Genomic DNA, 21,694 nt, shown 5'->3' on the forward strand with positions numbered 1-21,694 from the left:
TCGTGTCAATAGCATCACTGTTACTGATGAGACGAATTTGACCACTATTGGAGGAGAAGGAAGGAGCCAAAATATCGGCGGTGTTAATCGTCCCATTAGCACTGAGCCAAATATTCCCCCCATTCCCCTCAATTGAAGAGGCATTTAACTCCCCAGCCGTTGTATCAATTCTCCCATTATTGCTAGTAAGACTAATCTGACCACTATGGGAAGAGACAGAAAAAGAGTTAATATCTCCTGTCGTGATCCCCTCTTGAGCCATAAATGAAATATCGCCACCTGTTCCATCATTGGAAAAGGAAGCTATAGTTCCGGCGGTTGTATCAATCGCGCCATTATGGCTAATGAGCCGAATCTGTCCACTATTGGCAGAAAAAGAAACAGACCAAATGTTTCCTGTCGTAATAGTATCTTGAGCGATAAGAGTGATCTCCCCTCCATCTCCATCAGAACTAGCCTGTAATTCTCCAGCAGAAACAATACCGCCTCTTGAGTCAATAATGATATCGCCAGCTTTTTCTGGACTAATAGTCCCATCACTATTCGTATTAATACCGATTACTCAGGTAGCTAAAAAGACAGCGCAACAGTTTGCCACACAACAACCAACGCCCCAAAAGCAGGAACAAGTTTATCTCAATACCCTAGCCGTTTGTGCAGTCAATGATTACTTGCAAATGATGGGAATAGCCACAGACTTGACAGCAGGAGATAGCTGGAATCCCGTGATGCGCCTCTGTGTCGATGTCGCCGATTTAGACGTAACTGGAAAAGGACGCTTAGAATGTCGTCCCCTGAAAAAAGACCAGCAAATCTGTTTGATTCCCCCTGAAGTATCAGCCGAACGCATTGGCTATATCCTGGTGCAAATTGATGAATCCGTCGGAGAAGCCACATTGTTAGGCTTTACTCAAACCGTAGCCAATGAAGTCCATATTCACCAATTACAACCCATCGAAGATGTACTCACTCATCTGAGTCAAATTCAACAGCCTGAACCCGTCAAACCTTCAGTCACATTAAGCCAATGGTTTGAAAATCTCTTTGAGGCGGGTTGGCAATCTCTGGATAGCCTGTTCGGTACAGAATCAGGCAATTTAGCCTGGGGATTCAGAAAGAATTCCGAGTTGACACAAGCATCGGTTAAGGGTGTCAAGCTAATTGATTTAGGAATGGAATTGGAATCTCAACCCTTGACGCTGCTGGTGGGCTTAATGCAGGAAGCTGATGACAAGGTGGGTATCCGTATCCAGCTACACCCAGCGGCTGGGGAAACCTACTTACCCGCCAATCTCCAGTTGATTTTACGCGCCCAATCTGGGAACATTATACAGGAGGTGCGATCGCGTACTCAAGATAACTACATTCAACTGAAACGCTTTAAAGTTCCTGATGGGAAAGGTTTCAGTATCCAAGTGGTGTTGGATGGTGTGAGCGTGACCGAAGAATTTAGCGTTTGAGTAAACCAATAAAGCACCGATGGAGAGGTTAATTGCAGGGTCAGGCTCTAAACTAGAGTAAAGTGTTTTTGATACAAGCTACCCCGTGGCAAAAATTACCCTTGAAGTCCCAGACGACTTAAAAGAGCAACTGGTACAGGTAGGCGATCGCTTACCTGAACTGCTAGCACTCAGTCTCCAGCAGCCGCCACTCCCTGCTCACATCTATCACTATATTCTTAATTTCCTGGCAAGCCAACCCACGCCAGAAGCAATCCTCGCCTTCCGCCCAACTCCGGAAATGCAGACAAGACTAAAAACTTTGCTAGTACGCAGTAAAGCGGGAGAACTCACTCCTTCAGAACAACAAGAACTTGATGAATATGAGCGCATCGAACATATAATCGTGATGCTCAAAGCCGGGAGTCTACCCCATCTGACTCGTACAATATGAGTAGTACCTATATTCCGGCTGCACTGCGTCGCTTGGTTGAAGAACGAGCTAATTACAGATGTGAGTATTGTTTATTGCCTAATAATGTTTCCTTCTTTCCCCATGAAATTGACCACGTAATTCCCGAAAAACATGGAGGTAAAACCGATGCCGATAATCTAGCGTTTACCTGTTGGCGTTGTAATCGTCATAAAGGAACTGACCTGGGTTCTTTTGATCCACAAACGGGAGAATTTAGTTTCCTATTTAACCCCCGTAAACAGCAATGGTTTGAACATTTTGTGGGGGATAAGGTAACAATTAATGGGTTAACACCGGAAGGACGAACAACGGTGAAATTGCTCCAATTGAATAGTGATGAGCGGTTATGTGAACGCAAGCGATTAGATGTTACCTAGAGGGGCGGGTTTAGTTCAGTTATCGGTTTTGTCAAAAACGTTATCGGTAAAACCCGCCCCTACAACCCTTCTACCTTAATTATTTCTGAGGGAAATGAGTAAGCTAGTTGTCTTAAACCTGGGACATGGTGACTTGTACAACGGTTTTCCTGTTGTTATCGCTCAACTGCGGGAAACGGATCATCCTCACCCAATACAATTGACGGGAAGCTTACCGCCAGCACCCGCAATTCTCGAACTTTACCGCCGTTGGCAATTACTATACGAGTTACTCTATGAATCCTTAGCGCAAGAAAATCCGGAACGCTATCAGAATCGGATGGGGCGTCACTCTTCATTCATTGATGAAGACTTTGAAATTGATGATGGTGATATTACCCAAGTTTCCGATGCCGATTTCAATAATGTCTGTCAGGAATTACAAAACCACATTAACACCTGGTTTAACGCGGATGAATTTAGAACCATCGACCAGAAATTACGGCTTTATTTAGCTCATACCGATGAAATTCGGGTGATTATTGAAACGGAAGATAATCAACTGAGAAAAATTCCCTGGCATCTCTGGAGTTTTTTTCAGGATTATCCTCACGCCGAAATTGCTGTCAGTGCCATAAACTATGAAAAAAGCCAAACACCTGATAAGTTGTCTGCTAAACGAGTTAGAATTTTAGCAATTCTCGGCAATAGCACGGGGATTGATGTTGAAGCGGATCGACAGTTGCTTAAACAATTGCCAGATGCCGAAATTTCCTTTTTAGTCGAACCTAGCCGCCGAGAATTAAATGCCCAACTGTGGCATGAACGCGGCTGGGATATTTTGTTTTTTGCTGGACATAGTGCTAGCCAAGCTGATGGTGAAATTGGCAAATTATTTATTAATCAAAACGAGAGTTTAACGATATCTCAGCTTAAAAATGCTTTGAGTAAATCTATTGTTCGGGGTTTAAAGATCGCGATTTTTAACTCTTGTGATGGCTTGGGATTAGCACGAGAACTCGCCTGTTTACACATCCCGCAAATGATTGTCATGCGGGAACCTGTACCGGATCAAGTGGCACAGGACTTTTTAAAAGAGTTTCTGACGGCTTTTTCGAGAGGTGAATCCTTTTATTTAGCAGTACGTGAAGCCAGGGAAAAATTGCAGGGATTAGAGAATGATTTCCCGGGTGCGAGTTGGTTACCTTTGATTTGCCAAAATCCGGCGGCGATTCCTCCCAGTTGGCAGGATTGGCTGGATGATCGCAGCAGAAAAGAGGACAAGAAAACCCGGAAACGAAGAAATCAGGGAAGCATTAAACCTGCGTTTATGACAAGTGTCGTGGTAACAGGATTGGTTATCGTCACCCGGTATCTTGGACTACTACAACCTTGGGAGTTAAAAGCCTATGATTATGTTATGCGATCGCGCCCCGATGAAGCACCCGATTCCCGTCTCTTGGTGGTGACGATTACAGACAAGGATTTGCAGTTACCGGAACAGGAAAATAGACGCGGATCACTTTCCGATGAAGCGTTCTATAAACTGGTGCAGAAACTGGAAGCTTATCAACCTAGAGTTATTGGCTTGGATATTTTTCGTGATCCCCCCGATTATCAACCAAAACTGGCTCAATTAAAGGCTTATTTGCGTCAAGATGACCGTTTTTTTACTATCTGTCATATCGGCATACCAGGGGATGACTATTCGAGTATTTCACCTCCACCAGGTATACCCAGAGAACGACTAGGATTTAGCAATGTTCTGCCGGATTCCGATGGTATTGTGCGTCGCCATCTTTTATCAATGGGGGTTCCGGCGACGTCTCCCTGTACAACACCCTACGCCCTTAGCTTTCAATTAGCGACTCATTATCTGAAAGCTGAAGGCATTACCCCTAAGTTGACTCAACCTGAAATCTGGGTTCGTAGAAGAAAAAAAGCGCTGACTACAAACTATCGCTTAAAAGCCCCAATGGGAGGGTATAAAAAAGCCGATACCTGGGGAAATCAAATCTTACTGAATTACCGTTCCTATCGTTCGATTGACAAAATTGCCCCTATTGTTACCCTAACCGATGTTCTCCAGGATAAGGTTCAACCCGAACTGGTGAAAAATCGGATTATTTTGATTGGGGCGCATCACTCCCAATCCAATGACTATTTTCTCACTCCTTATAGTCAAGATAATTCCCCGGCTCAACAAATTCCAGGGGTGATTCTCCATGCCCAAATGGTGAGTCAAATCCTCAGTGCGGTTTTAGATGGACGACCATTGTTAACCATCCTACCGCCTTGGGGAGATATCTTATGGATTGGGGGTTGGTCTGGTGTGGCAGGTATACTGGCTTGGCGGTTAAACTCACCCATCCATGTCGCGATCGCCAGCGCCATGGCTTTGGTTATTCTATATGGAGGATGTTATTACCTGTTTACCCAAGGCATTTGGATACCCCTGGTTCCCTCAGCCTTGGCGATAGTGGGTACAAGTGGCGGCGCGATCGTTTATTCTAGGAGAAAAGGGTAGAAGAGTAGAATAATAGTCAATTTTTAAGACAATGCTGACCCAACAAAAATTATTTAATAGACTACTACTACATCCCGGCTTCAAATACCTACCCGTTAACATAAACCAAAAAGCCTCCCGCCTTCTGCCTCCTGCCTTCTGCCTTTTTGCACTAGCTTGGGCAATGAGTTTTGCGATGATTAGCGTAACGCCAGTACAAGCACAGTCAATCCCAGGAGAAGGTTATGCACAACAACCCCCGCCAAATCCTGGGGATGATGCACCAGAGGGAACTGTTCCCGCCGGAAGTCGTGGTCCTTGTCCGGATATCCAGCAACCTCTGACGCCTTTGGTTTTAGTTACTCAAGAGTCGGCGGATTCAGACCAACAATTGCGCTGGGGATTTACGACTCAAGAACATCCCACGTTTTGGTTTTATGTGCCTTATACACCGGAGTCTATTCGTTCAGCTAAGTTTTCTCTGCAAACTCGACGGGGTGAGACAGTCTATGAAATGCCGTTATCCCTGACTGGAATACCGGGAGTTATTTCTATTGTGCTTCCGACGACAGCGGCGGCGTTGGACAAGGGTGAGTGGTATCGTTCGTTTTTGCATGTTGATGTGTATTGTACGCCGACAACTCCGGCACAAAAGGATTCGACGTTTGCTTGGGTGAAACGGAAAGATATTGATTCAAAGTTAGGGGAACTGTTGGGGGCGGCGACACGAGAGGAACAAGCGATACTTTATGTCCAAAATGGCTTTTCCTACGAGGCGCTGAATATGTTAGCTGGACGGGAGAACCAACAGGAGTGGGATAACCTGTTGCGCTTACTGGGGCTAGACGCGATCAGTTTTTAACATATAAGTAGGTGGACACAATTAAAGTGAAATAGGAATACTATAGTAACGTATCAGGGAAATAGAGAAGATAACAATTACGTTGTTAATCTTCTCTATCGTTAAAATTTCCTGATTGGTTAAATGAGTGAATCCGTATTTTAGCCTTTAGTTGGCTCGCGGATTTCTGGGTGATTCATAGTAAACGGGAGATCCTTGATCCGCAACAAAATGACAAGCCCAGTAAGAACGAATAAAACTCTTCCAAATTGGCTCATTTGAGCAGCGATAATACTCGCCTAACACGGGTTTAATTGCCTCGGTTGCCGTTTTCAAGTGATAGTGGGGCATATTCAAGAAAATATGATGCGCCACATGAGTCCCGATATGATGATGAATGGGATTAATAAAGCCGTAATCCCGATCAATCGTTGATAATGCGCCTTTCAGGAAATACCAATCATCTCCCCGATACCAGGGAATATCGGGTTCAGTGTGATGCATAAACGTGACCAAATCTAGCCAGATTACAAACACCACATAAGGAACCAGGTAGTATTTCACCAGAAATAACCAACCGAACTGAAACGTCAGTCCACCTAAAAAGGTAACCATTAGCACCCAGAGAACTGAACTGGTGACAATATCCCATTTTTCTGAGGGACGGAATAACGGACTATCAGGCGTAAAATGAGACCCTTCGCGATCAGGCGATCGCTTAAATAGATAGATGGGATAAGCTAGCAATGGTAAATTATAGCGGAATAGCTTTTCATACCACGGCATTTGTTCATACTTAGTCTGAGATACTGGATACCAACTTTCATCGGTTTCCAGGCTACCCGTATTGGCATGGTGAGTTCTGTGACTGATGCGCCACCCATGGAAGGGAACCAGGATGGGAATATGACACAGATGTCCAATCAGATTATTCAACCATTTCATCTTAGAGAAAGAGCCATGACCGCAGTCATGACCCACCACAAACAACGCCCAAAACATGGTTCCTTGCAGTACCCAAAAGATGGGGAAAAAGAACCAGGAATCTAGTTTATAGGCGATGGCATAAAATCCAGCGATGATGCCAATGTCTAGAAAGAAATAACTGAGAGACTTCCAGACAGAAGGTTCAAAACAATAGGCAGGAATTGCCGCTTTCAAGTCTTGAAGAGTAAAGGGTAACTCTTCTTTCCGAATGGATGGGGCTGTAATTGTTGTCGGCTTGAGAACTGTGTTTGATTGCACGAAACTTCTAATTTAATTGGAAAACCTACATTTAGTCAACCACCTGTCATACACAATATGCCAGGTGAACCGGGTAAATATAGGCTTGAATTACACAAGTTTGATTGTAACCTTTTATGACGTTAGTTGTTCAAATAAATCTGAAATTAGTGGATCAGTTGTTTGCCAGTCAATAACTACGCGATCGCTTCGCGGCTCATCCCATTAGCACCAAAATAGCGTTTATGCCAGATGTTGCGTTTGATCCCCATAGCGATATCCTATAGTATCAGTCAGTGTAAAACGTAGTTGACACAATACTATAAATATGTATTCAGTAGTCAATCAGACTTAGCTCTAACACTATAACTAGATATGTTGGTTTAAGCAACCTCAACCCAATATCTCATGATTCACAACCAACACAATTCTATAGCTATAACCCAGCGCATTCAGGAACCCTTGCTATTCCTTCATGCTTGTGCGATCGCGCCCAACTCTATTTCAATTAAATATGAATGACATCTGACGAGTGAAATTGCTAGAATGAGAGCAAACTTTCTGTTTGCTGTTTTACTCAAAGGGCAATGGGGAGCGGGGAAAACATGGTTTATCAAAAAGTACTACGAAAAGCGAAAAGCAAATAAGCAGAAATGCTTGTATGTTAGTCTTTACGGAATGACTACCTTTTCTGAGATAGAAGATGCTTTCTTTCAGCAACTACATCCTGTGCTATCGTCCAAGGGAATGGCAATAACAGGAAATATTTTTAAAGAAGCAATAAAAACCACAACAAAATAGGTTATGATTGTTGAAAATCCCAACAATTACTCTAATGCTAAAGTTCTACTACAATCCAATTTCTGTTAATCCTCGCCGCGTTTGGGTGACATTACTGGAAAAACAAATTCCCTTTGAGCCAATTTTGGTGAATTTAGATGGAGATCATCTGAGTGAGGATTTCACCGCTATTAACCCGCTTCAGCGAATTCCTGTCGTCATCGATAACGGATTTCGGATTGTTGAATCGTTAGCCATTTTGGACTATTTAGAGGCGAAGTATCCAACACCATCATTGATGCCTAATGAAATTGACGCGATCGCAACGGTTCGCATGGTAGAAATGATCGCCGTAAATGAACTTCAGCCGCTGATGATTCCGTTAACGAAACAATTAGTTGGACTGGAAGTTAATCCTGATCAAATTGACAATGCTCGGCAACGCATAACGACGATCATCAAATTTTATGAAAATATTTTAGCGGGACAGTCTTACTTTGTAAACAATCAAATTACCCTAGCGGATATTGTAGCGGGAACATTGGTTCCCTCCTTACCTCAATTCGGTTTATCTCTAGACAATTACCCATCCATAAAAACATGGTCACAGCAGCTTGAGCAGCGAGAAAGTTGGCAACAGACATCTGTGAAACCGGAAATGATTGCAGCTGCTATTCCAAATATGCGAGCCATTTTAGAGAAGCGATGATTCAGAACCCGGAGCCCGGAGTTCAAACTCCGGGCTAAAAGCTAAAGTCCATTAAAATGGACTAAAACTCTTATCCAGTCAGCTTTAGCTGACTTGAGCTTTGAGCCAGGGATTTGAATCCCTGGCTGATTGTTGACACTGGTATAAAATGTGAATAAAAAAGGTGATGGAACCAACGGGTTCTCATGAAGAAGTTGCTGGGACTATTGCTGGTAGAATCTATGCCGAAATGATTGGTAATCAGTTAAACTCGCTAATTCCCAAAAGTTGTTTAATTAAACCCCTAGCGGCTGAAGCGACAGCACTACGCCCTGATGTCATCGTTTTAGACAAAGCCGAACTCAGCAACGAACCGCTTTGGCAAAAAGAGCCAATTATTTGTAATGGCAAAACCATCAAACTCGTTGCCGAAGTTGTTAGCACCAACTGGCAAGATGACTATGCCAGAAAAGTAGAAGAGTATGCAGTTCTAGGCATTTCCGAATTCTGGATTGTAGACTTTCGCGGTTTAGGCGGTTGGCAATTCATTGGCAACCCCAAACAACCGACTTTTACAGTATGCCAACTCATTCGGCGGACATATCAGCAGCAAAAATATCGCTTGGGAGATACAATTACATCTTACCTCTTGCCCAACTTACAACTAAAACTCGACGATTTTATGCCCAATTAATGGTTTATGGTAATCAGTAGAATCGCCTATCCCTGTAGGTTGGGTTGACGCGCCGAAACCCAACATCTTTAGTCATATAGAACTACGCACTAAGGTTAGGACAAATGAAGAACAATTCAAATCGCTTTGACCCTGAGCGAAGTCGAAGGGTCAATTCCTTGTAAGGTAAGCTTTTGTCTTCACTATTGCCTATTGCCTATTCCCTATTCCCTAGCGCGTAGCGCTATAACTATCCCAAAAACAGCTTATACGCCGGATTCTGGTTTTCATCCCAATAGCGATAACCCAAAGTATCCAGAAACCCTTGCCATTCCTCCATCTCGTGCGGCGGAACCTGCATTCCCACGACAATGCGCCCATAATCTGCCCCATTATTCCGGTAGTGAAATAGGCTAATATTCCAATTAGGACTCATGGAACCAACAAACTTCATTAAAGCACCCGGACGTTCAGGAAACTCAAAGCGGTAAAGTAATTCATGATCCGCTAAGGGAGAATGTCCGCCTACCATGTGCCGTAGGTGCATTTTTGTCAGTTCATCATCGGTTAAATCTACGGTTTTGAATCCACACCCTTCAAATGCTTCTATCATCTTGGCGGCGTCGCTGCGGTTGGCAATTTGAACACCAACAAAAATATGTGCCTCGTTTTCAGCAGAGATGCGATAATTAAATTCGGTTAGATTTCGTTTACCTAAGCATTCACAAAACTGACGCAAACTCCCCGGTTGTTCGGGAATTGTCACCGCAAAAATGGCTTCGCGACGTTCACCAAACTCTGCCCGTTCTGCCACAAAGCGAAGACGGTCAAAGTTCATATTAGCACCGCAAGCAACGGCAACTAAGGTTTGTTCCTGAATTTGCTCACGTTCAACATAAGTTTTAGCCGCTGCGATCGCTAATGCCCCAGCAGGTTCTAAAATAGAGCGTGTATCCTCGAAAACATCTTTAATCGCGGCACAGGTGGCATCGGTATCCACCAGAATAATCTCATCCACATATTGTTGACATAGGCGAAAGGTTTCTTCCCCCACTTCTCGCACCGCCACCCCATCGGCAAATAAACCCACCTGGGGCAATCGCACCCGTTTCCCGGCGTTCAGAGATTGATACATGGCATCCGCATCCACGGGTTCAACGCCAATTATTTTAATGTGAGGATACAACCGTTTTACATACGCGGCAATTCCAGAGATTAATCCACCTCCGCCAATTGCCACAAAAATAGCATGGATAGGTTGCTGATATTGGCGCAGAATTTCCATGCCAATCGTACCTTGTCCGGCAATCACATCGGGATCATCAAAGGGATGAATAAAGGTTAACCCTTTTTCGGCTTCCAGTTTCCGGGCAAAGGCGTAGGCTTCATCATAAGTTTCTCCCTGCAAAACCACCTCTCCCCCACGGGCTTTAACGGCGTTGATTTTAACTTGGGGAGTGGTTACGGGCATAACGATAATCGCTTGGGTGCCTAGCTGACGCGCAGCCAAGGCGACGCCTTGGGCATGGTTTCCCGCCGATGCTGCAATGACGCCCTGTGCCAGCATATCGGGGGGGAGTTGTACCATTTTGTTATACGCCCCGCGCAGTTTGAAGGAAAAGACGGATTGCATATCCTCCCGTTTGAGTAGGAGTTTGTTATTCAGGCGGGTGGATAGATTGGGGGCGTATTCTAGCGGGGTTTCTTGGGCAACATCGTAGACGCGGGCGGTAAGGATTTGTACCAGGTAGTCACAAAGCATGGGTAAACCGGGTGGCAGATGCAGGATGTAACGAAAATTGTACTTTACTAATTCCCTGATAAACTATGGATCTGCTTACTCAGAAGGATTTTGCATGATTCACATCATCCGTACTCGCGCCACGAAAGCGCAAATCGATGAAATGCTTGAAACCCTGAGTGTTTACATTAAGTTGGCAGTAGATATTCGGCGTGCTATTCTCGCTGGTGGTGGAGAGTTCCATGCAGATTGCGAAACAGCATTGCTTGAAGATGGCAGTCAGCAGGCAGATATCTGGGGAGCCGATTGGTATCCAGATACCCAAACTGTGACATACGAATCCCTGATCAACATCCGTCCGAGGCAAAATAATCGTTCAATGGAAATTCTCAATCCTGAAATTCGGGAACAGGTTGCCCAAATTGTTCAAAACTTATTAGGAGGGGTATGAAAGACTGGAATGCTTTACGCGAACGGTATCTAAAAGATGATTTGTCAGCTCGTTTAGGTGGGTTAGCTGCTAACTTAGCTCGAATCAAATCTCTTGTTCAGCGTGGAGCTAGTAGTAACACTGTCGAATATCTGATGAGAGAAAGCAAGTTCTTCATCGAGTGGACAGCAATGGATGCTGGAATAGAAAAGGCTGCGGATTTAGTTGAGTTACAAGTACAACTGGCTCGTTGGCAATTCGGCTGGTCAAATATTTGGGCAGATGATGGACAACGGATGAACGTTGCCGAACAAGCTAAAATTTGGTCAGATCGTGTGTTAGAAATGTCTGGTTTGCTGTAAAGCCTGACAGATCAGTAATCGGTCAAATGGATCGCGGTGTAGTGAGGGTAAGTTGATCAACTGAACCACACTTGCCTCATCAACAGCAAGGCTATCAATCTGGTGTCGTTCCCGTTGCTTGGGCAAATAAATTTCAGGAGACTCTGGGAGTAAGAGTTTGCCGAGTTGATACTTGATGATACACTCCCATAACGAGACAACACTCAGATAAACATCATTGTTAGGATTTTGAATGGTATCACGAAAGGTGGCTGATAGCTGAGGACTACCACTGATAAACCAGAGGAAAATGTGAGTATCTAACAATAATTTCATTGTTTGAACAATTAGCCTTCAAAATCACGAAGAATCTCATCAGGCAATGGATCGTTAAATTCTGGGGGGACTGTAAACTCTCCTGCACAAAGGGCAAATGGACGGATTTGTTTTTGCTTGTCATGAAATTTGGTCGGACTTTTACGAGATTTAGTAAACAGTAAAAAATCTAAAACTTCCTCAACTAAAAAATCTGGAGCTTGAGCAATTTCCTGAATAAGTTGTTCTCTTGCAGACATTTTCACAATTCTCCGGGTTGGGGCAGTTTATTAACCACCCAATTAGGCGATCAATATTATTTTATCCCACATTCCACATCTCTAAGTTTGTCAAGACGGAAGTATCACTAATAACTATCACAGCCGATCCAATTCCCGCAGGTTTTTTAGATCTAGCTCGAAGTCTTCAATATCGTAGTTATAGAGGGGTGAGATGAGAACACTCATAGTTTAAATATAGAAACCACTACTCTTTTAGGATAACTTTTTATGGTGTCATCGGCTTGACGTGCTGAACGAGTGCAATTCAATTTAGAGCAATATCACTGAATTTAGAGTTTGTAGTAAGCGCTTTAGCGCCTCTGGCACTAAAGTGCCTACTACGAACTCAGCCTACACACCTTATCCTACAAGACTTGCTACTAATTGAGAAGTTGAAACACCATTTGTAGGGGCACGACACGTCGTGTCCCTACTCATGTTCCCATCACTTCTTGCACAACCTTGAGCAAATCTTGATGCACATCAACAGAGGTAGCCACAATTAGTCCAGGGCGTTGATAGTCTTCACAAGCATAGAGAGGTGGTGGAGGAGTTCCCTCCCATGTAGTGACAATACAACCTGCTTCTTGCGCCAAAAATGCTAAAGCAGCACCATCAATAAATTTACCGACTCGGAGTACGGCACCGGCTAACTCACCACTCAACATGCCATTCACATTGGGGATTTGTTGTTCCTTTGAGTAGGAGTTGGCAATGTCGATTACCTGATAATCTTCTCTTAGTTTCGGAGCGAGTGACTCCATTCCCCATCCCAAAAGAATTGTCCGATTCGTTGCACCAATTTTTAAGGGACGACTGGCTTGTAATTCATCCTCTAGTGTCCCCTGAAAAGCACCTTCACCGCGTAAAGCATAGTAATAGGTATTCTGGGCTGGAGAAATCGCGATCGCGGCTTCAAACTCATCCCAATTTAGCACAGTGAGGATAATGTGGTAATTCGAGTGTCCATCCAAATAAAACTGAGTTCCATCAATGGGATCAAGAGTGACTAAATAATCATCTTTCTCACCCAGATCAATCGCCCGGAAATACTTTGTATTATAGGAGTCCTCATACTCTTCTCCATAAAAGCGAATCTGGGGAAATGTACCTAACAGCGCCACTTCCACCATCGTCTGAATCGAAAGATCAGCATCACTCAGCGCCGCCGCAAAGAAGTTATCCTGTCTATCTTTATCGGGGCGTGCGGTAATCTGGGATTGAATTTGACGAGCATAAGCTGCGGCGACTTTGAGATGAGGAAATAAGGTGTCCAGAATCAGACGAGGGGTTGGTGTTTTTAACATGAGTCACTGTCCACAAATAATTATCATTATTGTCTAGTTCTATCAAAGAAGTTGTTGGGGGACTACATTTGTGTTCCTCTATACTCAAAGATAATCAACGGGAGCATGTCACCTTTATAGTATATCTAAGCAAGATCCCCGACTTCTCTGAGAAGTCGGGGATCTGAGATACCTCACTCACCGCCAAGGACGATACTTCACTCGCAGCGCCAACGTTTCCCAACGCTAACGATAACGTGGACTCACTAGAAATTAAGGAATAAGAGTATTAGGATAAATCTAAATTTGTTTTATTAGCAATCTGTTCCTGTACTCCCATCTTAATTTCTTGAGCTACCTTCGTAAATTTATCCAGGCTCTTTGGTTGAGACTGTACGGTATCTGCTATAGCTTGAACGCTTTGAGCCACCTCTGAGTCTGTTTGAGCGACTTCTTCGATATGTTTGGCGATGCGAGCCGCTTGATTGCCATTTAAGGGCTGTTGCTCAGTTAGTTCAATCTCAGTTGCCGTTGTGGGAAATCTATCTTGAAGTAGATGCCATAAGTTGTGACGTTGTTCAAGCAACTGTCCTGCGATTGGTTGACCTGTTTTTTCGACAGCGTTTGTCAGTACCAAAGTAGCAATTGCTGGTTCGGTTAGTGAAGTGGATGTCATAAAGCATTATTATTGATAAACGGTTATACCTTAGCAAAGCATACTGAGGCAAGTTTATCGTCTATGGAAAGTTAGAGTTTGAGCAATACTGGCATTTCTACCACCAATATCGGGATGCTACCACAACTCTCAGAGGTAAGCATCTCTCCTTCTGGGTAAAAGAAGCAATATAGCGCTTCTGCCCTATTTAGGGTAATTTATTAGAATCCTTGGTTAAATACCAAGAGTTCCCGCCAGAGATTCAAGTCTCTGGCTAAAAGCTCAAGTCCTCTAAAGACGACTGAAAAAGGATTCTATTTAGTTTCAACCGACTTGCGCTAAATAAATTTGGTTAATCTAACCTTTGACTGGAGGCAACTTTGTGCGTATAGGTTCATTACTGGGATTGTTCTTATTGATCATCTCGGTTTACATTCTGTGGAAAATTAAAACCGTCATTTTGCTTGGCTTTGCTGCCGTAGTTTTTGCGACTACACTTAACCGAATGGTGCGATTTCTGCTACGCTTTCGGCTCAAACGCAGTTTCGCTATTATTATATCCGTAGGTTTTTGCCTCGGATTAATGATTGGTTTTTTTGTCCTGGTTGTACCACCATTTGTTGATCAAGTTCAGCAATTAATTGATTTAGTTCCAATTGGATTACAACAAATTCCTGAATGGGCAAACTGGGTGAGAAATTTAGTTCCCGATGGACTTTTAGAGGATATTGGCGGATTGAAAGTCTTTACCCAAAATCTGCGCTCATGGGCAACCAAACTATTTGGCAACTTTTTTGATATATTCTATAGTTCAATTGGCGTAGTCTTGAACATGTTGTTAGTTGTGGTTGTAACCATTATGTTACTCGCCAATCCCGAACCCTACCGCAAAGGTTTTATCCTTCTATTTCCTGCCTTTTATCGCCGCCGAATGCAGGAGATTCTCGATGAATGTGAAGATACTCTGGGAGGTTGGGCAGTCGGTATTCTCTTTAACATGACAGTAATTGCTATATTGAGTGGGCTTGGGTTATGGATTTTGCAGGTACAATTGCCACTGGCGAATGGTTTGTTAGCGGGTATATTCACGTTTATCCCCAATTTGGGTCCGACTTTAAGTGTAATTCCGCCTGTGGCATTGGCTTTACTTGATACGCCTTGGAAAGCTTTAGCTGTGGTGGTTTTGTATGTAATAATTCAGCAAATTGAAAGTAATATTTTAACCCCGCTGGTTATGCAAAAACAGGTGTCTTTGCTGCCAGCGGTTACGTTATTGTCTCAAATGGCTTTTGCTATATTTTTCGGGATATTTGGTTTATTTCTGGCGCTTCCTATTGTTGTCGTGGCTCAGGTTTGCTTAAAAGAAGTTTTAATCAAAGATATCCTAAATAAATGGGAATAGTTGATTCGTTATGATTTTTTGTCGGTTGGGTTAAACGAAGTGCAAACCAACAGTTTTACATCGAGTTTTTGTTTGTTGGGTCTCGTTCCTCGACCCAACCTACTCCTTTAATTTTATTTGAGTACCGCAGGAATTGCCGCTATTATCTGTGATGTAATAACTTCCGGTGTATCGCTGGCATTAATGGGAATGTGGAGATCAGCTTCTGCATACAAATGACGCCGTTTGTCAAGTAAATTTTGCAGTGCTGCTGCTGGATCGGCTGTTTGCAATAATGGGCGTGTGGTATCGTCTTGCAGACGCTGTATCAATAGAGGAACAGGTGCATCTAACCAGACAATTAAACCTTGGTGTAGATAACTCCAATTCATCTGTTTGAGTACAATGCCACCCCCTGTGGCAACCGTTAACTTCGTGTAAGCCGATACTTCGGACAAAATTTGAGATTCTAACTGGCGAAATTCGTCCTCGCCACTATCGGCAAAAATTTGGTTAATGGTTTGTCCTGCTACTTGTTCAATCAGGACATCTGTGTCTACAAAACGGTAGCCGAGTTCTTTTGCCAATTGTTGCCCTACGGTAGTTTTACCGACACCCATCATGCCAATCAGGTAGACATTGATGCCTTTTAATAAATCGTTCATCACCAAAGCGTTGCTCTCTCATCTCCTGGTTAAGACGAGTTACATTCTACCTGATTGAACACTATAAGTAGGTGGACACAATTAACGTGAACGGTTGAGATTAGGGAACAGGGAACAGGGAACAGGGAACAGGGAACAGGGAACAGGGAACAGGGAACAGGGAACAGGGAACAGGGAACAGTAAGGGTTTGAGGTTTATTTACAAAACTTAGTATGGTACTGTTTTCTTTTGTCCGACTACTTACAATTTCAAGGTGTCTTCGGTTATTGTGCCAATTGGGGATAAAATTTACCCTGCTCAAGGATAGCCGCGATCGCTAATAAATCATCAACCTTGAGCGGTTTGGCAATATGGCTGTCAAACCCTGCGGCTAGGGCGAGTTGGCGCTCTGGCTCAGTCGCTGCTACCGTCACCGCGATCGCGGCAACATGATACCCTCGTTTTGTCTCAAGGCTTCTGATTTGACGGATCAGCCAATAACCATCTTCTCCCGGCAGAAGTAGCTCACATAGTAGAATATCCGGTTCAAAGTCCTCAAATACCTCTAAAGCTTCCCTAGCGCTAGTCACAGTCAGAACATTGGCTTCTTCTTGCTCAAAAATGATGCTGAGTAATTCTCTGGAATCGGCATTTTGATCTACAGCCAGAATCCGCCTATTTTTGAAATTATGGTTCATTGGTGTCGCTTAGCTTTTGTTGATTCAACAGCGATCGCCTACGCTGGCACAGATTGAGTTAGACCTTTTGCTGTTCAAGCATTACACAATGAAGAGTATTCGTCGGTACGGTAGCGTACAGAGGTAGGGCTGGGGAAGCAATGTAGAGACGTAGCATGCTACGTCTGGGAGCTGGGGAAACATCTTTTGTAGGGGCGGGTTTTACCACTAACGTTTCGTTTTCACCCTGATATAACTAAACCCGCCCCGCCCTAACCGTTCAATTATCACATAAGACATAAGACATAAGACATAAGACAAATCACCGATCGCTATTTTTCGGATAAAGTAAGCGATCGCACTCGTGTTTGACAACCCTGTAACATTCACACGCTAGAGTTTCCAACAGTTCCCGATTGAGAATGGTAATTTTTCCTCGGTGAGAGCGAATTGCACCTGTTTCCTGAAGCTTGCCCGCCGCCACTGTCACCGTAGCCCGACGGGTTCCCAGCATATTGCCCAGAAATTCTTGAGTGAGTCGCAACTCAGAGCCAGAAATACTATCCTGAGCGGAAAGTAACCAACGAGCCAGCCTTTGTTCTAGCCGATGCTGGCGATTGCAAGCCGCCGTTTGACTTACCTGATTTAATAGGGTTTGGGTGTAGAAAAGGAGCAATTGTTGCAATCTACCCCCTCGATCAAACTCGCTTTTCAGAATCGAGGCATCCATTTTCATCGCTGTCCCTTCGAGTTGCACAACGGCTTGGTTGATTGCTATCCCATCCGCCAGAAATACAGGAATACCAACCATTCCCTCCTTCCCTACCATGCCAACTTCAGTTGTTGAACCGTTTGTCAAGAGGGTGACTAAAGAAACCATTGCCCGATTGGGAAAATAGACATGGAGAATCGGTTCTCCAGGTTGATAAAGAATTTGTCCTAATGGCAGAGATTCTTCTTCTAGATAAGGAACAATGCGCTGGTATTCCTGATTGGGTAGAGCCGTCAGCAGTTGATTAATGACAGAATTGTTGTTATTTGAAAACGGCATTTTAGTTGAGTATTCTTAAGTAATTTATCGCGAAGTTATCAACATTTACTTATACCATTAAATCTACCTAATCACTCATTATTCAATACTTGAATAACCAGGAGGGCAAGTTGGCTCTTGCGTTTCATCTACGGGCAACATGGCTTTGGGCGGTGGGGTGGTGGTTGGGCGATCGCTTTCACAGAGTATCGCCCGTGTAGTCTGTTCATTTGTATCATCATATTTACCAACCCATACGATACCCACGTAGCTTTTTATCTCCGGAGTTTTAGCGATTCCAGTATTTTGAATAATTTGTTTGTCGTCAGTAGCGATAATAGTGTAACTATAGTTTTCCGTTTCTGAGTCAATGCCCAGATCTAGTTCACTCAAATCAGAACTAAAGTATCCATGCTCAAGGTAAAATCCCTGTTGCGCTCGATTCATTGAACCAACATACATCTTGCCTTCCGCTTCCTGCGATTCAGGGGTCTCTATTCCTTCAGATGAATATATCTCATACAAAGAGGATAAGTTTTCCATGAGTCTGAACACTGATGCCTTTGTTTCTTCATCTAAAGAAGTGGTATTATCTAAGACTTGTTGATGCTCGGCTGGATAGATGATCGCTATGGCTTGACCAATGATTAATTCCTGGTTGACAAATCCCCAATAATGACTGTCATAAGAGTTATTGCGATTATCTCCGAGGACGAGATAATGATTATCAGGAACGACAACAGGTCCATAGTGATACTCAGGGGCTTCTTTGATATACTCTTCTAACAAGGATTGACCATTGATATAAACTAAACCATCTTTTACTTCTACGGTTTCTCCGGGCAAGCCAATCACGCGATGGAGAAAAGGGTCGGTAAAATCCAGTTCCCTAAGCGTTGGAGTGGGCTGAAATAAAATAATATCACTCCGTTGAGGAGGCTGAGATCTATAAGCTGTTTTATCCACTAAGATGTGAACATCAATGGGCAAGGTTGGCTCCATTGAACCACTTGCCATATAACGGGTTTCAATTACTTCAGTACATCTCGATAAAGATAAGGGAAGAGTTTCCATTTCTCTTGTAGATAACAATCCTGCCAAAATTGATCCGAAGACGTTGATACATTCGACTTTAGTCGGTAATAGCTCAGGAGAATCAGCCAAGGATGGTAAAGTATTTGCCCAGAATAAGCCCAATCCTAAACAAGTCGCTGCGATACTATTTTTAATGTCTGACATAATGGATGATAATGAACGATTTGAACTCAACGGGCTAATCAACACATCTACTCATCAATGCAATGCCTTTACTCGACGCCTACAGCGACTTTGAGCAACAACTGACACACCTGCCGCTCATTTTGGCAGGTCCCATCTTGCGGCGTACTGAGCCTGATGGCGTCACGGTTTGGCTGGCATTGAAAGCGCCGAGTTTAGTCACGCTTCGAGTGTATACCACGATCGCAGGTCAGGGTAAAACTCTTGATCGAGAACGGCTGGCTGGATCACGCGCCACTGTAGCTGTTGGCAAATACCTGCATATTGTCGCTGTAACTGCCAAACCCATTGAGGGCGACTTACTGGAACCGGGACAAATTTATGCCTACGATTTGGAATTTGGCGATCGCCATCAAACCCTCAACGATGCCCTCAACGCCAGAGACGTTTTTCCCTTGATCACCGTTAGCTATTTAGACCACAATTTGCCCACATTTGCCATGCCGCCGGATGACTTAAATTATCTGCGGATCGTTCACGGTTCCTGTCGCAAAGCCCACGGGAATGGACTAGATGCCCTGCCTCTGCTAGATGGTTTAATCGAACAGTCAGCCGATCAACCCAATCATCGACCTCATCAACTCTTTTTAACCGGAGACCAAATTTACGCCGATGATGTCGCTGATCCCCTGTTAGCCGCCCTCAGCGATATCGGGACTACGTTACTCGGTTGGCAGGAAGAATTGCCCTATAAAGGTGATTTTGTCAAGGGGTATTCCTGGAAAAAAGTGAGTGAATGGAAACCGGGACAGCGCACAGAAATTGCCCAAAATTATGCTGGCTTAACCGCGATGCTGGATAATCAACCCCAACGCGCCAAAAGCCATCTGTTTAGTCTGGGTGAATATTTGGCGATGTATCTGTTGTCTTGGTCGCCAATCCTGTGGGTGAATCCCTTTACCAAAGGCAAGACAAGGGGGAAAAAGCCGAAATCATGGGATGAGGAAGTTGATGCCATTCAGGACTTTGCTAGCTATTTGTGGCAAGTCAGGCGATCGCTAGCGAATGTGCCAACCTATATGGTTTTTGATGACCACGATATTAGCGATGATTGGTATTTGAATCGGGAGTGGTGTAACCGGGTTTTGGGTAAACCTCTGGGCAGACAGATCGTCCAAAATGGACTATTAGCTTATGCCTTGTGTCAGGCGTGGGGAAATACACCGGAACAGTTTACCTCTGGGCAACCGGGAGACAAATTCTTGCAAGCGTTGCAACAATGGTCAGAATCAGCCGGGACAGATGCATCCGCCTGGGAAACGATGGGGAAATGTTTGGGAGTGCCTGACATTGAAGCCGAAACAGGATTGCCGAAATTGAAACAGGATGGAGCGGTTTTAATTCTGAATCGGAATAATTCCGATGGTACTCCCACTTTAACCTGGCACTATAGCGTTAGAAGTTTTAAGCACGAAGTTATCGTCTTAGATACGCGGACGTGGCGCGGTTTTCCCATGGGAGAGGATCAGGCGATCGCGCCGCCGATGCTATTATCCCCGACAGCTTTTGACCAGCAGATTGAAGATCCCCTAGAAGCAACCGATCAGCTAAAAGCGGCGGGCAAGTCGAGGATTGAAGCCACATTAATGGTTTTACCGACCAACCTGATCCATGCGTCATTAGTGGATATCGCCCAACAGTGGCATTGGCATCAGGGTAAAGTATTTGGTACAGATGTGGGGGATTCGTGGAACTTTCACGATGTCGCCTTTAGTAAGCTATTAACCGCCCTATTTCAGCGACGCGATCGCATCGTGTTGCTGTCGGGGGATATTCACTATGGCTACGTGGTTCGCCTCAACTATTGGTCAAATCTGCGTGGGGAACTCCAGAGACACGCAGCAGGCTACGTCTGGGAAACTGAAGAGAGAGACAATCATGACTCAGCATCGGTGTTGGTACAGTTAACCTCCAGTTCAATCAAAAATGCTGAGTTGAAGACCTATTTAGTTCATACCAAAGTTAAGTCACTGGCATTAGAACAACCGGAATATTGGGTGGGATGGCAGACACCGCCGCCACTGGTGGAAATTATCGCCACTCCCGGTAAGGTGAAAATTCAAGATGTGCCAGTCCCCAGTCAAGGACCCTTTTGGCAGCAAATCCAGGTTGCTCAAGGTAATTGGGACATCGCGTGGCAAGTCGCCCTCAAGGAGGAGCGATCGCAACCCGACTGGCGGTATCGGACAGAGTGGAGTAAACGTCAAAAAGCGGAATCTGTTCCTTGGCTGAAGCGACATCCTCAGCCAGAATCACACCAGAAGTCACCCTTATGGCGAAAGCTTTTAGTCGGTTCTCTATCGTGGTTATGGCGAAATCGCTGGTTACAAGAAGGTGACGAAATTGTCGGCTGTAATAACATCAGTGTTGTCAGTTTTCAATGGTCACCGGATGAGAATAAAGCCGTGATTCAAGAGATATATTGGCATCCACCTTGGAAGCCAACGAGTGTAGTTAAGAGTCGATATTTTGCGCCACTACAGTTAGAGTCGCCACCTCCATTGCCAACCATTAAAAGTTAAGGCAGAACGCATAAGAAAGAGGAAGGGGAAGCAATGTAGAGACGTGCCATGGCACGTCTGGGAGCATGGCACGTCTGGGAGCTGGGGGAGATAGGGGAGGTTAACTCAAAACTCTACCTTACCCATTGCC

The 21,694-nt window shown here is 44.2% G+C and carries 23 protein-coding genes; 12 read left to right on the top strand and 11 right to left on the bottom strand.

Annotated features, from left to right (window positions below; genetic code table 11):
• The coding region (locus RIE73_RS24395) for a hypothetical protein (RefSeq protein WP_446403647.1) at positions 1–262 on the bottom strand (262 nt) is incomplete at its 3' end.
• Positions 263–500: 238 nt separating this feature from the next.
• Between RIE73_RS24395 and RIE73_RS24400 the strand changes: the two genes are divergently transcribed.
• The 5 genes from RIE73_RS24400 to RIE73_RS24420 all read left to right on the top strand — a co-directional run bounded on the left by RIE73_RS24400 (position 501) and on the right by RIE73_RS24420 (position 5,638).
• Positions 501–1,460 carry a DUF1822 family protein gene (locus tag RIE73_RS24400; protein WP_446403648.1) on the top strand — a complete coding sequence of 320 codons (960 nt, stop codon included), beginning with the start codon at positions 501–503 and terminating at the stop codon, positions 1,458–1,460.
• Positions 1,461–1,545: 85 nt separating this feature from the next.
• Positions 1,546–1,893: a hypothetical protein gene (locus RIE73_RS24405; RefSeq protein ID WP_446403649.1), complete on the top strand. Its 348-nt coding sequence runs from the start codon at positions 1,546–1,548 to the stop codon at positions 1,891–1,893.
• Positions 1,890–2,291 (top strand): HNH endonuclease, encoded by a 402-nt coding sequence (locus RIE73_RS24410; protein WP_446403650.1) that lies wholly within the window; start codon positions 1,890–1,892, stop codon positions 2,289–2,291. Before RIE73_RS24405 ends, RIE73_RS24410 begins: the two co-directional genes overlap by 4 nt.
• Positions 2,292–2,385: 94 nt before the next feature.
• On the top strand, positions 2,386–4,797 hold the full coding sequence (locus tag RIE73_RS24415) for a CHASE2 domain-containing protein (RefSeq protein WP_446403651.1): 2,412 nt from the start codon (positions 2,386–2,388) through the stop codon (positions 4,795–4,797).
• Between the two features lie 163 nt (positions 4,798–4,960).
• Positions 4,961–5,638 carry a DUF928 domain-containing protein gene (locus RIE73_RS24420; RefSeq protein ID WP_446403652.1) on the top strand — a complete coding sequence of 226 codons (678 nt, stop codon included), beginning with the start codon at positions 4,961–4,963 and terminating at the stop codon, positions 5,636–5,638.
• 147 nt (positions 5,639–5,785) lie between these two features.
• Here RIE73_RS24420 and RIE73_RS24425 read toward each other — a convergent pair whose 3' ends face one another.
• Positions 5,786–6,862 (bottom strand): fatty acid desaturase, encoded by a 1,077-nt coding sequence (locus tag RIE73_RS24425; protein WP_446403653.1) that lies wholly within the window; start codon positions 6,860–6,862, stop codon positions 5,786–5,788.
• 525 nt (positions 6,863–7,387) lie between these two features.
• On the opposite strand from RIE73_RS24425, the gene RIE73_RS24430 reads away from it, so the two are divergent.
• From RIE73_RS24430 to RIE73_RS24440, 3 genes are all read left to right on the top strand, one after another.
• Positions 7,388–7,642 carry a P-loop NTPase fold protein gene (locus RIE73_RS24430; protein ID WP_446403654.1) on the top strand — a complete coding sequence of 85 codons (255 nt, stop codon included), beginning with the start codon at positions 7,388–7,390 and terminating at the stop codon, positions 7,640–7,642.
• A gap of 34 nt (positions 7,643–7,676) precedes the next feature.
• Entirely contained in the window at positions 7,677–8,330 is a 654-nt protein-coding gene (locus RIE73_RS24435; RefSeq protein WP_446403655.1) for a glutathione S-transferase family protein, read from the top strand.
• A gap of 166 nt (positions 8,331–8,496) precedes the next feature.
• On the top strand, positions 8,497–9,003 hold the full coding sequence (locus RIE73_RS24440; RefSeq protein WP_446403674.1) for a Uma2 family endonuclease: 507 nt from the start codon (positions 8,497–8,499) through the stop codon (positions 9,001–9,003).
• Positions 9,004–9,232: 229 nt separating this feature from the next.
• Here RIE73_RS24440 and ilvA read toward each other — a convergent pair whose 3' ends face one another.
• Entirely contained in the window at positions 9,233–10,744 is a 1,512-nt protein-coding gene (ilvA, locus tag RIE73_RS24445; protein WP_446403656.1) for a threonine ammonia-lyase, biosynthetic, read from the bottom strand.
• Positions 10,745–10,838: 94 nt separating this feature from the next.
• On the opposite strand from ilvA, the gene RIE73_RS24450 reads away from it, so the two are divergent.
• Together RIE73_RS24450 and RIE73_RS24455 are read left to right on the top strand one after the other, a co-directional pair.
• Entirely contained in the window at positions 10,839–11,174 is a 336-nt protein-coding gene (locus tag RIE73_RS24450) for a DUF5674 family protein (protein ID WP_446356551.1), read from the top strand.
• Positions 11,171–11,515, top strand: a complete 345-nt coding sequence (locus tag RIE73_RS24455; protein ID WP_446403657.1) for a hypothetical protein — start codon at positions 11,171–11,173, stop codon at positions 11,513–11,515. Before RIE73_RS24450 ends, RIE73_RS24455 begins: the two co-directional genes overlap by 4 nt.
• On the opposite strand, the gene RIE73_RS24460 is transcribed toward RIE73_RS24455, so the two are convergent.
• From RIE73_RS24460 to RIE73_RS24475, 4 genes are all read right to left on the bottom strand, one after another.
• Positions 11,492–11,830 (bottom strand): type II toxin-antitoxin system VapC family toxin, encoded by a 339-nt coding sequence (locus RIE73_RS24460; RefSeq protein ID WP_446403658.1) that lies wholly within the window; start codon positions 11,828–11,830, stop codon positions 11,492–11,494. The two genes, RIE73_RS24455 and RIE73_RS24460, sit on opposite strands and share 24 nt — an antisense overlap.
• A gap of 11 nt (positions 11,831–11,841) precedes the next feature.
• Positions 11,842–12,069, bottom strand: coding sequence for a DUF2281 domain-containing protein (locus RIE73_RS24465; protein ID WP_446396697.1), 228 nt, complete (start codon positions 12,067–12,069; stop codon positions 11,842–11,844).
• A gap of 455 nt (positions 12,070–12,524) precedes the next feature.
• Complete coding sequence (locus tag RIE73_RS24470) at positions 12,525–13,397, bottom strand: inositol monophosphatase family protein (protein ID WP_446403659.1); 873 nt, start codon at positions 13,395–13,397, stop codon at positions 12,525–12,527.
• Between the two features lie 268 nt (positions 13,398–13,665).
• On the bottom strand, positions 13,666–14,052 hold the full coding sequence (locus tag RIE73_RS24475) for a hypothetical protein (RefSeq protein WP_446403660.1): 387 nt from the start codon (positions 14,050–14,052) through the stop codon (positions 13,666–13,668).
• 361 nt (positions 14,053–14,413) lie between these two features.
• Here RIE73_RS24475 and RIE73_RS24480 point away from each other — a divergent pair, with 361 nt between their 5' ends.
• Entirely contained in the window at positions 14,414–15,433 is a 1,020-nt protein-coding gene (locus tag RIE73_RS24480; RefSeq protein ID WP_446403661.1) for an AI-2E family transporter, read from the top strand.
• A gap of 113 nt (positions 15,434–15,546) precedes the next feature.
• Here the strand turns inward: RIE73_RS24480 and RIE73_RS24485 are convergent, their stop codons facing one another.
• From RIE73_RS24485 to lepB, 4 genes are all read right to left on the bottom strand, one after another.
• Positions 15,547–16,077 (bottom strand): shikimate kinase, encoded by a 531-nt coding sequence (locus RIE73_RS24485; RefSeq protein ID WP_446403662.1) that lies wholly within the window; start codon positions 16,075–16,077, stop codon positions 15,547–15,549.
• A 264-nt stretch (positions 16,078–16,341) separates the two neighbouring features.
• Positions 16,342–16,755, bottom strand: a complete 414-nt coding sequence (locus tag RIE73_RS24490; RefSeq protein ID WP_446403663.1) for a response regulator — start codon at positions 16,753–16,755, stop codon at positions 16,342–16,344.
• Positions 16,756–17,056: 301 nt separating this feature from the next.
• Positions 17,057–17,785 carry a Crp/Fnr family transcriptional regulator gene (locus RIE73_RS24495; protein WP_446403664.1) on the bottom strand — a complete coding sequence of 243 codons (729 nt, stop codon included), beginning with the start codon at positions 17,783–17,785 and terminating at the stop codon, positions 17,057–17,059.
• A 78-nt stretch (positions 17,786–17,863) separates the two neighbouring features.
• A complete protein-coding gene (gene lepB, locus RIE73_RS24500; RefSeq protein WP_446403665.1) occupies positions 17,864–19,003 on the bottom strand; it encodes a signal peptidase I in 1,140 nt (379 codons plus the stop codon).
• Positions 19,004–19,065: 62 nt separating this feature from the next.
• Between lepB and RIE73_RS24505 the strand changes: the two genes are divergently transcribed.
• Positions 19,066–21,564, top strand: a complete 2,499-nt coding sequence (locus RIE73_RS24505) for a PhoD-like phosphatase (protein ID WP_446403666.1) — start codon at positions 19,066–19,068, stop codon at positions 21,562–21,564.
• Positions 21,565–21,694: the final 130 nt, after the last annotated feature.

Source organism: Coleofasciculus sp. C1-SOL-03 (assembly GCF_040220555.1).
Classification (GTDB): domain Bacteria; phylum Cyanobacteriota; class Cyanobacteriia; order Cyanobacteriales; family Coleofasciculaceae; genus Coleofasciculus.